Origin of the sequence: Streptomyces javensis, from assembly GCF_039525925.1 — a bacterium.
Classification (GTDB): Bacteria; Actinomycetota; Actinomycetes; order Streptomycetales; family Streptomycetaceae; genus Streptomyces; species Streptomyces asiaticus.
Map to the genome: position 1 here is coordinate 1 of NZ_BAAAIF010000133.1, position 12,610 is coordinate 12,610.

Below are 12,610 nucleotides of genomic sequence, written 5' to 3' on the forward strand. Positions count from 1 at the left end.
CTCGGTTCGCACCTGGCCCGGATGGAACTGCGCGTCGCGCTCGAGGTCTGGCTGGAGCGGATCCCGGAGTTCAGCCTCCAGGACCCGTCCACGGTGGTCTGGGGCGGGCGCCTGGCCCGCGGGCCGCTGTGCCTTCCGCTCCTCATCAGCTGACGCGGGGGGCGGACCGCGGTACGTCGAAGGGCCCCGGGGACCCGGCGCGCGCCGGGTCCCCAGAACCCTTTCCACTGCACCGGTGGACCGGCCACGGTCCGCCTTCCTGACCGAAGCCGCCCCTCGGGGCGAACCGGGCCTACGCCGTGGGCGTGCGCCAGGCGCGCACCTGCTCGACGACGGCGGTGACGTGCTCGATGGGCGTGGTCTTGACGATGCCGTGTCCCAGGTTGAACACGAACGGCCCCCCGCTCAGGCCGCGCAGGATGCGCTCCGTCTCGGTGTGGAGCGCGGGACCGCCGGCGATCAGCAGTTGGGGGTCGAGGTTGCCCTGCACACAACGGCCCAGCCCGCGCTGGAGGTTGCGCGCGGCCCAGTCGAGGGGGACCGTGGAGTCCAGTCCGATGCAGTCCGCGGCGGTCGCCTCGGCGAAGCCGTTGTAGGAGAGCCCGGCGCCCCGGGGGAACGCGATGACGGGAACGTCCGGGTACTGCGCCTTGAGCGCGCTGATGATGGCGGCGATCGGCTTGACGCACCAGCGGTCGAAGAGGACGTCCGGAAGCACCCCGGCCCAGCTGTCGAACAGCTGGACCGCTTCGGCGCCCGCCTCGATCTGACGGCCGAGGAACTGGATGATGGCGGTCGTCAGCAGGTCCATCAGGGGCTGGAACCCGTCGGGGTCGCTCAGCGCCCACTGCTTGACGACGGAGTGCTCCGAGGCGGCGCCGCCGCGGCCTTCGACCATGTAGGTGGCGATGGTCCACGGTGCGCCGGCATAACCGATCAGGGCCGTCTCGGCGGGCAGGGCGCGGGTCAGCTGACTGACCGTCTCGTAGATCGGGGCCAGTTCCTCGTGGAGGCGGGAGATGCTCAGGAACTCGGCGATGTCCGCCGTCGAGCGCACGGGCGGCGTCAACACCGGCCCCTCGCCGACCCGGTAGTCCAGGGTCTGGCCCAGTGCGGCGGCGACCTGCGGAAGGTCCGCGAACACGATGGCGGCGTCGAGGGGGAAGCGGCGCAGCGGTTGCAGGGTGACCTCGACGGCGTGCTCGGGCGTGGTGCAGAGCCCCACCATGCCCCCGGCCGCCTCGCGGACCTTGTGGTACTCGGGCAGGTACCGTCCGGCCTGCCGCATCAGCCAGACCGGCGGCCGCTCGGTCCGCTCTCCCGCGAGTGCGCGCAGGAGCAGCTTCTTGGGCTGGACATTGCCGGACCCCGGCTTCGGACCGACTGCTTCCCGGATGCCGACGTCCACGCTGTTCCATCCTGTTGAGTCGCCCCGGTATCGACGGGACTCACATAGAGAGCTCGGGTCCCTCGGAAGGGGGCCGTTGGCAGCGTAGCAGAGCCCGGTCGGCCGTCCCGGCGGACAGTTGACGGTCAGTCAAGGGGCCGGTGGCGATCCCGGACGGGCCGTGCCCCGGGATGGAAGTCCCAGTTACCCCGCAGTGGCGGATCGTAGGCGGAGCGCCATTTACGCCTCCGTCGGGCGCACGCGAACGTGATCACCGTCGAGACGGCGATCGGGAGGATGACCGGATGAGCCTGGCGGGACGCGCGGAGGCGCCGATCGGTCGGACGGGCCGTTTCTTCATCGGCGGGCAGTGGGTGGCGCCGTCGTCCAGCGCCATGATTGACGTGATCGACTCCGGGACCGAGGAGGTCTACTTCAGGGTCGCGCAGGCGCAGGCCCCCGACGTGTCCAGGGCCGTCGCGGCGGCGCGGGAGGCCTTCGACGAAGGTCCCTGGCCGCGCCTGACGCCGGCCGAGCGGGCCGGGTACCTGCGGGCGATCGGTGCGGAACTCAGGCTCCGCGGTGAGGACATCGCCGAGATCTGGCCGCGCGAGTCCGGTGTCCTGCACACCTTCGCCGCCACCGCCGGCACCGGCGCGGAGGCCGCCTTCAAGCGGTACGCCGCGCTGGCCCGCACCTTCCCGTTCGAGGAGCCGGTCAAGCCGACGGCCGGCGGACAGTTCGGCATGATCGTCCGGGAGCCGGCCGGTGTGGTCGGTGCGATCATCCCGTGGAACGCCCCGATGGGGATGATCGCCAACAAGGTCGGCCCCGCGCTGCTCGCCGGGTGCACGGTGGTCCTGAAGTCGGCGCCCGAGGCGCCGGGGGAGGGCTACCTGATCGCCGAGGCCGCCGCGGCGGCCGGGCTGCCGCCCGGCGTGCTCAACGTCGTCACCGCCGACCGCGAGGTGTCCGAACTGCTGGTGCGCGACCCGCGAGTGGACAAGATCACGTTCACCGGGTCGACGGCCGCGGGCCGGCGCATCGCCTCGATCTGCGGCGAGCGGGTGGCCCGCTGCACGCTGGAGCTCGGCGGCAAGTCCGCCGCCGTGATCCTCGACGACATGGACCTCGGGACGGCTGCGCGCAGCCTCGCCCAGGCCGAGTGCTTCCTCACCGGGCAGGTCTGCTCGTCGCTGACCCGGATCGTGGTCAGCCGCTCGCGCCACGACGAACTGGTCGAGGCCCTCGTCGGCGTGTTCTCCCGGGTGCGCGTCGGGGACCCGTTCGACCCGCGCTCGCAGATGGGGCCGCTGGCGGCCAGCCGGCAGCGGGACCGGGTCGAGGGGTACATCGCCAAGGGCGTCGCGGAAGGGGCCACACTGGCCACCGGGGGCGGTCGCACGAAGGGCCTGACCCGCGGCTGGTACGTCGAGCCCACCGTGTTCGGCAACGTCGACAACCGCTCGGTCATCGCCCAAGAGGAGATCTTCGGCCCCGTGCTGTCGGTCATCCCCGCGGCCGACGAGCAGGACGCGATCCGGATCGCCAACGACACCATCTACGGCCTCAACGCGGCGGTGTTCACCAACGACGTCAACCGGGCCCGCGAGGTCGCCAGGCAGCTGCGCTCCGGCACCGTCGGCCACAACGCGCTGCGCAGCGACCTCGGCATCGCGTTCGGCGGGTACAAGCAGTCCGGCATCGGCCGCGAAGGCGGGCGCGAGGGACTGCTGCCCTACCTGGAGACCAAGACCGTGATCCTCGAAGGCCGGCCGACCGGGTACGAGGACGCCGTCCTCTGACGGCAGCTGCCCTGACGCCGCGTCCGCTCGTCGGCCGGCCCCTGCCCGCCACGTTGCTCGACACCACACTGACCACCCGGCTCACCCGTGAGCCCGCACAGCCGACGGGAACACACTGATGACTGACCTTGAGGTCCGCCCGGAGGAGCTCCAGGCCCTCGCCGTTCTCTTCGGCCTCGGTGACCCGTACCCGGAATACGCGAAGTGGCGTGCGCGGCAGTCGGTCGTCCGCCCGCACGAGAAGCTGTTCGTCTTCAGCCGCTACGAGGACTGCGCGGCGGTCCTCGGCAGCTCGGCCTTCGGCCACGCGCCGCGCGAGGCCAGCCCGTTGCGCAGCCTGTGGCGGGGCGCCGACCGACCCGCACCCGCTGCCCCGGACACCGCCAGTGCCGCCGACGCCGACATGGCCGTGGTCACCGCCCAGGACAACGCCAGCAACATGCTCCGGCTGAACCCGCCCGACCACACGCGGCTGCGCCGCCTGGTGTCCCGCGCCCTCACCCCGGCGAGCGTCCGGGCCCTGATGCCGCGCATCGAGGCGATCACCGGCGAGCTGGTGGGCGAGCTCGGCCCGGACTTCGACGTCATCGGCGATCTCGCGCTCCCGCTGCCGGTCCGGGTGATCAGCGAGCTGCTCGGCATCCCGGAGGCCGACCGGCCGATGGTGGTGACCTGGTCCGAGCAGCTGTCCCGGAGCATCGACCCCGGCTTCCTCATCACGCCTGAGGACCGCGTGGCGATGCGCGCGGCCCGGGACAGCTTCCACGAGTACCTCGGGGCGCTGATTCCCAAGCGGCGCGGCGAGCCGGGCGACGACCTCGTCTCCGCCCTCGTCCACGTCCACGACGAGGACGGCACGCTGACCGAGCACGAGATCATCATCACCTGCCGGCTGCTGCTCATCGCCGGCCACGAGACCACCCGCAGCCTCATCGGCGGGTCCGTCCTCGCCCTGCTCAACCACCCCGCCCAGCTCGCCGCCCTGCGGGCCGACCCGGACCTGGTCGAGCGGTGTGTCGAAGAGGCCCTGCGCTACTACCCGCCCATCCAGCTCCTGGTCCGTTCCGCGCTGGAGGACACCACGGTCGGCGACACCACGGTCCCGGCCGGCGCGCGCGCCCTCATGCTCGTCGGCGCGGCCAACCGCGACGAGGCGCTCGGCGACGACCCGGAGGACTTCGACTTCCTCCGTCCCGCCCGCCGGCACCTGTCGTTCGGCCACGGGATCCACTTCTGCCTGGGCGCCCCGCTGGGACGCGCCGAGGCCGCCATCGCCCTGCGCCACCTGCTGCCGGTCCTCGCCGAGGCCCGGATGACCGAGCCGCCCGTGTGGAAGCCCCACACCGTCCTGCGCGGTCTTGAGCGCCTCCGCCTGACCACGTCGAACTGACGGTGGGTCAGCCAGAGGTGGGCCAGTGACGGTCAGGCGGCGGAAACCGGCGGCTGGAGGGCCTCGCCGCTGCCGGCCACCTCGGATGACCGGCCCTTGGCGAGGGCCGGGATCGCGGCGGCGAACCGTCGGAGCGCGGCATCGAGGTCGGCCAGCGGCGCCGTCGCAGCGGGTTCCGGCAGCTCGGGCAGGGGGTCCGTCGGGGCCGACACGGCACGGCGCAGCAGCCTGACGGTCTCGGCGGTGGCGCCTTCGCGCGGGCCGGGCTCGCTCGCGGCCAGGGCGTGCACCGGGCCGAAAGCCGCGAGCAGCGCCTCGCCGGCATCGGCCGGCGTGATCCTGTGCCCCGCGCCCAGCCTCCGAGTGGCCATGCGGTACAGCCGGTGTGAACGGGCGCTCGCGTTCAAGTTGGTGGCCGCGGCGTCGAACGCGGCGAGCGCCCTGGCGGTGGAGGCCCCGTCGCGGCGGGCATCGAGCAGCGAGGCGAGTGCGGCGAGGGTCGCGCCCAGCCGGACGCGCACCGCGTCGCCGGTGCGCACCGGCACCAGGAACCAGCCCACGACCACCGCCAGCACCGCCCCCAGGACCAGCGCCTGGAGGCGGATGAGCAGCAAGTGCTCGGGGGACTGGCCGAAGTACCCGTAGAACATGGACAGCGCCGTCGTGATGCCCGCGGCGTAGAAGGCGTAGTTGTAGGTGCGCAGGGTCGTGGCCACGGCCAGCACCACGAAGATCAGCACGATGCTGGTCGTGCCGTGGGGGTCGGCCACCGCGGCGATCAGCGCCGCGACGAGCGTGCCCGCCATCGCGCCCAGACCACGCTCGACGCCCTTGAGGGCGAGGTCCCCGCGGCCGACCGGGCCCAGGCTGACGACCATGGCACTGATCACGCACCACTGCCAGTGCTCGCCGAATATCAGGTGCCCGAGCGAGAACGCGGCGGTCAGCGCCACCGCCATCTGGAGCGCCATCCGGCTGCGGGGCGACAGTCCGGCGCGCCGCGCCGACCGCTTGGCGGGGGCCTGCGCCAGCGGCGAACCCGGAAGGCCGGTCAGCTTCTCGGCGACCAGGCGAACCACGCGGACCCACACGAAGGCACTGAACCCCACCAGCGCCATCCAGCCGCAGATCGGCCACCACGCCAGGTGCCCCGTAGCGGATCCGGCGGGCAGCAGGGCGGCGATCAGCGCCAGCGGAACCAGTGCCCCCAGCCGGGTGGCCGCCGCTCCGAACCGCCTGGTCCAGATCGAACCCGCCATCAGCGCCACGAACACCGCCCCGCCGATCACGGGGTGAACGGCCATCTGCGCGCCGAGCCAGACGCTCGCCCCCGCGAGGACCGAGAGCGCGAGGGCCGCCATGACCTTCTGCGGGACCGGCTCACCGCCGGGGCGGCGCGACACCGTGAACGCGAAGATGACGGCCGGCACCCCGAGCACCGCCCCCGGGTACCCCGCGGCGAGGCGCGCGATCTCCACCGCCGTGAAGAAGGAGCCCAGCACGGCGACCATAGCCACCGCCGAATAATAGACTTTGGTTAGCATTCCCACCCTCTGCATGGCCGATTCTGTGCAGATTACCGGGGCACCGCTTTCGCTAATACTACATACTGCTTAGTATTGAAGGATGGACACCGATGACTGCGCCCAGGCCCTGCTCCAAGGCCTGCTCCGCCTGGGCTCCCGGCTGCGCCACGAGCGCCCGGCCGGTGCCCTGACCGCGAACAAGATCATCGTGCTGGGCCACCTGCGGCGGAACGGGCCCTGCACCCCCAGTGCCGTGGCCCTCGCCGAGCACCAGCAACTCCAGGCTCTGACCCGGACGTTCGCCGAGCTGGAGGCCGACGGCCTGATCACCAGGCAGCGCTCGGAGACCGACCGGCGCGCCTCGATCCTCTCGATCGCCGACGCCGGCGCCCGGGCCCTGTCCGACGATCTCGCGCAGCGCGCCGCATGGCTCGGCAGCGCCCTCGGCGCGCTCAGTCCGGTCGAACAGCAGCTGCTGGCCCTGGCCGCCCAACTGCTCAACCAGTTGGCCGACGCCCCCGCCACGACCGGCCCGGACGGGCAGACGGGGACGCACACCCCCTGACGGGCCCGGCCCGAGGCGCGTGGCGTGATTTGGACGCTAAGTCAGCTGCTTTTTTGAGTCACCACACCAAAGCTTTACGAATATCGGATGCAGGGAAAATGCGGACAAATCAGATACTCCAGGCGATATTACGAACACGCTCTGGCGTGAATCATGTTTCAATCGTTATCCGGGGGGAGTCGAGGTTTTGCGGCGGGTGTGGAGGGAGAGTTAAGGAAAGGTGTCGCGGGGAGCGCAACGAGATCTGCGTGGACACATATCCGCAATTTCTTCAAGTCGCACTCGTGTGATCTCAGTGGGCGGCGATCGGGGGACGGTGGGGATGATGACGGGATAGGTGCTCTCCGCGCAGGTCACGGCCCATTCGGGTGTCCGGCACGGCCGCGACGTCCCCGGACGGGAGCCGGTCGGGCAGGTGAGCGCCGCGCTTCCACGAAAAGGTTACGCACCTTGAGCCGCTGGTGGAATGTGCTACTCCACCGCGATCCCTTCTGAGGCCACCATCGTTCTCTGACGCAGTGCCAGATGCGTTCATTGGTGCCGCCAACGGTGTCGGCACAAGCCCCGATAGCCCATGAATTCCTGGAGGTCATTGACTCCTGAGCGCTTTGCAGACCTGTGCACTTGAGAGCGAACGGCGTCGCGCATGGCGGGAGGCTAAATTGCAGTTCAATATCTTAGGTCCACTGGAAGTGGTTTCCCAGGACAGGGTCGTGCTGCTCGGTGGGGTCAAGCAGCGCGCGATGCTGGGCATGCTGCTCTTGAGGGCGAATCGGATCGTCCCGTCGAGCAAACTGCTCGATTCCCTCTGGGACGGCCGCATTCCGCCAACCGCACGGAAGATGCTACAGAATGCGGCTTCTGCGCTGCGCGGAATGCTGGCCTACGACGACGGAAGCCCCGACCCGCCCCTACTGCTCACCCACGCGCCCGGGTACCTGCTGCGCGTCGAACCCAGCAGCATCGACCTGAGCCTGTTCACGCAGCGCACCGAACGGGGCCGTGCGTACGCCGCCGACGCCGACTGGGAATCCGCGCGCCGAGTGCTCCGCGACGCACTCGACGTCTGGCGTGGCCCGGTCCTCGCCGACCTGGCCGAGACGTGCACCGCTTGGCCCGAGGCCGCCGCGGTCCAGAACGAGTACGTCGTCGCCGTCGAGGAACTGTTCGATGCCGAACTTGCCTGCGGGCGGCACCGCGAGGTGATCGCGGAACTCGAACTTTTCGCGGCACGGGAGCTGTCCCACGAACGCCTGGTGGCACAACTGATGCTCGCGATGTACCGGTGCGGACGGCAGTCGGACGCGCTCGAGGTCTACCGCCGCGCCCGCGTGTCGCTGATCGAGGCCCACGGACTGGAACCCAGCCGGGAGCTCCAGGAGCTCGAACACCTGATCCTCAATCAGGACGTGAGGCTGGACTGGCACGGCGGTGAGATGCCCGCGCTCGGCGACAACGGCATCGTGGGCGGCCCCTGGCCGACCGCCGTCCCGGCCGACCAGCCGGTACCGGCCGCCGCGCCGCGCGAGGAACTTCCCGCCGACCCCCGCCGCACGGAGCTCGTCCCGACGGATGGCTGCGACGCGCCGCTGCCCCAGAGGCAGTTGGCCACCGTGCTGGCCGTCGTCGGCGAGGTCAGGCCCGGGGCGGACGTCGCCGAAATGGTCTCCGCGTTCGACACGGTGGCCGCGACGGTGGACCGCGAGGTCAGCCGGTACGGTGGCGTGGTCATCAGCAGGATCGCGTCCGTGAGCTGGATCCTGTTCGACGACGTCGAGCACCCCCCCGATCGTGCCGTCGAGGCAGCCCTGGCGATCCGTGCCGCGCTCGGACGGGCCCGGCCCGTCCGAGCCGCTGCCGACGACGGGATCCCGCCGGTGGTTGTCAAGGTCGCGGTCGTGTCCACCGACGCGACCCACAGCTACCGCCCCGACAACGGCACACTGCGCGCCCTCGACAGCGCGGTCGTCGGCCGCTGCCTCCAACTGGCCAGCGCCGCCCCGGCGGGACAGGTCTGGGTCGGGGAGGAGACCAAGCGCGCCACCGAGTGCTGCGTCCGGTACGAGCAGGTCGGCGACGGCGCGTGGGAGGCGGTCGAACTCCTTCCGCAACCGCAACGGCCGGACCGGGTGAAGATGGTCATCGGAGGCCCGGACAAGATCAAGAAGCTGAGCGGGCTGCTCGCCGGCATCAGCGGGGTGCACGCCTCGCCGCTGATCGAGGGAATCAGTCGCCGCGGCGACGGCATACCGGAGAACGCGGTGGTCGAGGTCACCGTGAGCGTCCTGCTGCCCTCGGACGCCGCGCACGGCTGGGCGGCGCTGTCGGAGGGCGCGTGAACCCCGCTTCAGGCCCGCAGACCGACCAGGAACGCCAGAAGCACCAAGAACACCAGAAGCACCAGGAACGCCAGAAGCACCAGGAACGCCAGAAGCACCAGGAACGCCGAGAACACAAGGACTGCCAGGAGGGGCCGGATGGGAATCGACGATGGTGACGAGAACCTGTGGCTCAGGCGTTTCGCGCCAGCAGACCATGCGGAGAACCGCCTGGTCTGCTTCCCGCACGCGGGCGCCTCCGCCCCGTTCTTCCTGCCGATGGCGCGAGCGCTGGCTCCGGCCGTCGACGTCCTCGCGGTGCAGTACCCCGGACGCCAGGACCGGCGGGCTGAGCCCTGCATCGAGGACATCCCCACCTTGGCGGACCACATCGCCCGCGCACTGACCGGGTCGCTGGACCGTCCACTGTCGCTGTTCGGCCACAGCATGGGCGCCGTGCTCGCCTTCGAGGTCGCCCGGCGCCTCCAGCGGGACCACCCGGGCCAGCCCGCGCACCTGTTCGTCTCCGGCCGGCGCGCCCCGACCCGCCTGCGCGAGGAGACGCACCACCTGCTCGACGACGAAGGGATCATCGCGGAGATCCGCTCGCGGCGCGGCCCGCAAGCCCGGGCGATGGAGAACCCGGAAGTGCGGGAGATGGTGCTGCCGACGCTCCGCGGTGACTACACGGCCGTGGGGCGGTACCGCTACGTCGCCGGCGAGCCGCTGCGCTGCCCCGTGACCGCGCTGGTCGGGGACCGGGACCGGGAGGCCAGCGTCGAGGAGGTCAGGGACTGGGAGGAGCAGGCGTCCGAAGGCGACTTCGACTTCCGGGTCTTCCCCGGCGGGCACTTCTACCTGGTCAAGGAGACCGCCGGGGTCGTGTCGGTGGTGTCCGACCGCCTCGCCACCGGGACGGGAACCGGCCTGCTCCGCTGAGCAGCCGGGCTCCGCACCGGGGCCGCGCCCTACCGCCACCGCCACCGCCATCGCCACCAACACGCCTACCACCTACCGCCTACCGCCTACCGCTGCATCGCGGAGGCGGTAGAGGCGTTGGCCGTCGAAGCCGGACCGCCGTCCCGCGCTCGGCGTCGGCCTACTGCGAAAAGCGCTCCCTGAGAGGGGAGTCGATCGCGCCCACGTGCGCCGTGATGAAGAAGTGCCCGCCCGGGAAGGTGCGGACCGTGCAGGTGCCGGTGGTGTGCTGCTCCCACGCACGGGCCTCGGGCAGCGTCGTCTCCGGGTCGGTGTCGCCGGTCAGGACCGTGACCGGGCACCCGACGACCGCGTCCGGAGCGCACCGGTAGGTCTCGGCTGCCTGGTAGTCAGCACGCAAGGACGGCAGGGCGGTCCGCCGTCCACCGGCGGCAGCGCGCGCACCGGGCTCGCGGGCCGCGCCAGACGCGGCACGGCGGCCTGAACGCCGACGGACCGGTAGATGGCCTCGGGACGGCGCGCGAACCGCCCGATGGCGGGATTCCATCCACCGGGAACTCCACGCTTCCCCCGCGATGACCGCCCGGATCCGCATGCCCGCTCACCTGGGCGTCGCTGTCTGTCCGATTCGGCGCCCTGCCGGGATGACCTGGTTGCCTCCCGATGGGCGTCTGGTGGAACGGCGTCATTTTCGGGCCGTCCGTCCACGTGATGAGCTTCTTCCCATGAAGGACTGGAAGATCGGCCGGTGAGCCTGCTGCGTGTCTTCGGGGGTGAGTCGCCGCGGCTCGGTCGGGAGCGACCGGCCCGCGGTGCTCGGAGTGTGCGTGCCGCCGGATCACCCGGCGCGGGGCGGAACGGCTTCCAGCGACTCCCGGCAGACCGACCTGACGCACCGTCAGCGGCTACCCGAGGATCGGCACCCGGCACGGCACAGAGGCGCCGCAGCGGCGGACGGTGCCGGCAGTAACAGGCTCACAGCTCTCTGAGAACGCTAATTTCCTTCTTCGCAGGGGACGGATGGACATGCCGGGCGCTGAACAACTTCCTGCGCAGGATGACATGATCGCGGTCATCGGCATGTCATGCCGTCTGCCCAAGGCGCCGGACCTCGATGCCTTCTGGCAGCTCCTCCGCAGTGGCGGCGACGCGATCACGCGAGTGCCGGCGGACCGGGAGGAGATCGGTCGCCCGCGCGCGGGCGAAGCCCTGCCCGGCACCGCATTCGGCGGCTACCTGGAGAGCGTCGACCGGTTCGACGCCGAATTCTTCGGCATCTCGCCCCGGGAAGCCGTCGCGATGGACCCCCAGCAGCGGCTGGTGCTCGAACTGAGCTGGGAGGCGCTCGAGGACGCCGGAATCGTGCCCGGCGACGTCCGCGGCGACCGTATCGGCGTCTTCATCGGAGCGAACCGCGACGACTACGCAGCACTGCTGCGCGGCCGCGGCACGGACGCCGTGACGGCGCACAGCAACACCGGTCTACAGCGCGGAATGATCGCCAACCGGGTGTCCTACGCGCTCGGACTGAACGGCCCGAGCATGACGGTGGACACGGCCCAGTCCTCCTCGCTGGTCGCCGTCCACCTGGCGTGCGAGAGCCTGCGCCGCGGCGAGTGCACCAGCGCGCTGGTCGGCGGCGTCAAGCTCAGCATCAGCCAGGAGACGGCCGCCGAGGAGGCGAAGTTCGGCGGCCTCTCGCCGGACGGGCGCTGCTTCACGTTCGACGAGCGCGCCAACGGCTACGCCCGCGGCGAGGGCGGCGGCGTACTCGTCCTGAAGCCACTGGCGAGCGCGCTGGCCGCCGGCGACCCCGTGTACTGCGTGATCCGCGGCAGCGCCGTCAACAGCGACGGCGCCAGCGACGGCCTGACGGTCCCGAGCAGCGCCGCGCAGGAAGCCGTCATCAGGCGCGCCCACCAGCTCGCTGACCTGCGGCCGGCGGACGTGCAGTACGTCGAGCTGCACGGCACCGGGACCCGGGTCGGCGACCCGGTCGAGGCGGCGGCGCTCGGGGCCACGCTCGGCCGGGACCGCCGCGAGCACGGCCCGCTGGCCGTCGGCTCGGTCAAGACGAACATCGGCCACCTTGAGTCCGCGGCGGGCATCGCCGGCTTCCTCAAGGTCGCGTTGGCCATCCGTCGGCGCGAGCTCCCGCCCAGCCTGAACTTCCGCGAGCCGAACCCGCAGATCCCGCTCGACGAGCTGAACCTGCGGGTCCAGACCCGCACCACGCCCTGGCCGCAGGCCGATCGGCCGCTCATCGCCGGGGTCAGTTCCTTCGGGATGGGCGGTACGAACTGCCACGTGGTGGTCGGCGAGGCGCCCGCCCCCGAGCGGTCGGCGGCACCTGAGGCCGGGGCGGGGCTGGAGTCTTCGGGTCCGGTGGCGTGGGTGTTGTCGGCGCGGTCCGGTGCGGCGTTGGCTGCGCAGGCGGGTCGGCTGGCGGAGTTCGTGACGGCGCGTCCCGAGGTCCCGGTTAAGGATCTCGCGTTCTCGCTGGCTGTCACCCGAACCACTGCGTTCTCTCACCGGCTGGCTGTCGTTGGCCAGGGTCGTGAGGAGTTGCTGGAGGGTTTGAGTGCTGCGGCTGTGGGCGGGGCTGTGGCTGGTGTGGTTTCCGGGACGGGTGGTGATGGTCGGGTTGGGGTGGTGTTTTCGGGTCAGGGTTCTCAGCGTG

At 71.4% G+C, this 12,610-nt stretch carries 9 protein-coding genes; 6 read left to right on the forward strand and 3 right to left on the reverse strand.

The features are described 5' to 3' along the window. Positions 1-292 precede the first annotated feature (292 nt). Positions 293-1,408: a uroporphyrinogen decarboxylase gene (hemE, locus tag ABD329_RS46315; protein ID WP_198276260.1), complete on the reverse strand. Its 1,116-nt coding sequence runs from the start codon at positions 1,406-1,408 to the stop codon at positions 293-295. 284 nt (positions 1,409-1,692) lie between these two features. On the opposite strand from hemE, the gene ABD329_RS46320 reads away from it, so the two are divergent. Continuing rightward, complete coding sequence (locus ABD329_RS46320) at positions 1,693-3,192, forward strand: aldehyde dehydrogenase (protein ID WP_198276259.1); 1,500 nt, start codon at positions 1,693-1,695, stop codon at positions 3,190-3,192. Between the two features lie 118 nt (positions 3,193-3,310). Further along, on the forward strand, positions 3,311-4,582 hold the full coding sequence (locus ABD329_RS46325) for a cytochrome P450 (RefSeq protein WP_198276258.1): 1,272 nt from the start codon (positions 3,311-3,313) through the stop codon (positions 4,580-4,582). A gap of 32 nt (positions 4,583-4,614) precedes the next feature. On the opposite strand, the gene ABD329_RS46330 is transcribed toward ABD329_RS46325, so the two are convergent. After that, positions 4,615-6,093: an FUSC family protein gene (locus ABD329_RS46330; protein WP_246618320.1), complete on the reverse strand. Its 1,479-nt coding sequence runs from the start codon at positions 6,091-6,093 to the stop codon at positions 4,615-4,617. Positions 6,094-6,208: 115 nt separating this feature from the next. On the opposite strand from ABD329_RS46330, the gene ABD329_RS46335 reads away from it, so the two are divergent. The 3 genes from ABD329_RS46335 to ABD329_RS46345 all read left to right on the forward strand — a co-directional run bounded on the left by ABD329_RS46335 (position 6,209) and on the right by ABD329_RS46345 (position 9,930). Beyond that, the gene (locus tag ABD329_RS46335; protein ID WP_198276256.1) at positions 6,209-6,673 is read left to right on the forward strand and encodes a MarR family winged helix-turn-helix transcriptional regulator; all 465 of its coding nucleotides are present in this window, start codon (positions 6,209-6,211) and stop codon (positions 6,671-6,673) included. A gap of 692 nt (positions 6,674-7,365) precedes the next feature. Further along, positions 7,366-9,012 (forward strand): AfsR/SARP family transcriptional regulator, encoded by a 1,647-nt coding sequence (locus ABD329_RS46340; protein ID WP_344318081.1) that lies wholly within the window; start codon positions 7,366-7,368, stop codon positions 9,010-9,012. Between the two features lie 138 nt (positions 9,013-9,150). Beyond that, entirely contained in the window at positions 9,151-9,930 is a 780-nt protein-coding gene (locus tag ABD329_RS46345; RefSeq protein ID WP_198276254.1) for a thioesterase II family protein, read from the forward strand. Between the two features lie 160 nt (positions 9,931-10,090). Here the strand turns inward: ABD329_RS46345 and ABD329_RS46350 are convergent, their stop codons facing one another. Next, a complete protein-coding gene (locus tag ABD329_RS46350) occupies positions 10,091-10,525 on the reverse strand; it encodes a thioesterase domain-containing protein (RefSeq protein WP_198276253.1) in 435 nt (144 codons plus the stop codon). A 431-nt stretch (positions 10,526-10,956) separates the two neighbouring features. On the opposite strand from ABD329_RS46350, the gene ABD329_RS46355 reads away from it, so the two are divergent. Continuing rightward, a partial coding sequence (locus ABD329_RS46355; RefSeq protein ID WP_425574476.1) for a type I polyketide synthase occupies positions 10,957-12,610 on the forward strand: 1,654 nt, incomplete at its 3' end.

What these genes read in the sequence shown, in the direction of transcription:
- ABD329_RS46320 (WP_198276259.1), top strand. Translation starts at nt 1,693, where the DNA reads ATGAGCCTGGCGGGACGCGCGGAGGCGCCGATCGGTCGGACGGGCCGT.
- ABD329_RS46325 (WP_198276258.1), top strand. Translation starts at nt 3,311, where the DNA reads ATGACTGACCTTGAGGTCCGCCCGGAGGAGCTCCAGGCCCTCGCCGTT.
- ABD329_RS46330 (WP_246618320.1), bottom strand. Translation starts at nt 6,093, where the DNA reads ATGGTCGCCGTGCTGGGCTCCTTCTTCACGGCGGTGGAGATCGCGCGC.
- ABD329_RS46335 (WP_198276256.1), top strand. Translation starts at nt 6,209, where the DNA reads ATGGACACCGATGACTGCGCCCAGGCCCTGCTCCAAGGCCTGCTCCGC.
- ABD329_RS46345 (WP_198276254.1), top strand. Translation starts at nt 9,151, where the DNA reads ATGGGAATCGACGATGGTGACGAGAACCTGTGGCTCAGGCGTTTCGCG.
- ABD329_RS46350 (WP_198276253.1), bottom strand. Translation starts at nt 10,525, where the DNA reads ATGCGGATCCGGGCGGTCATCGCGGGGGAAGCGTGGAGTTCCCGGTGG.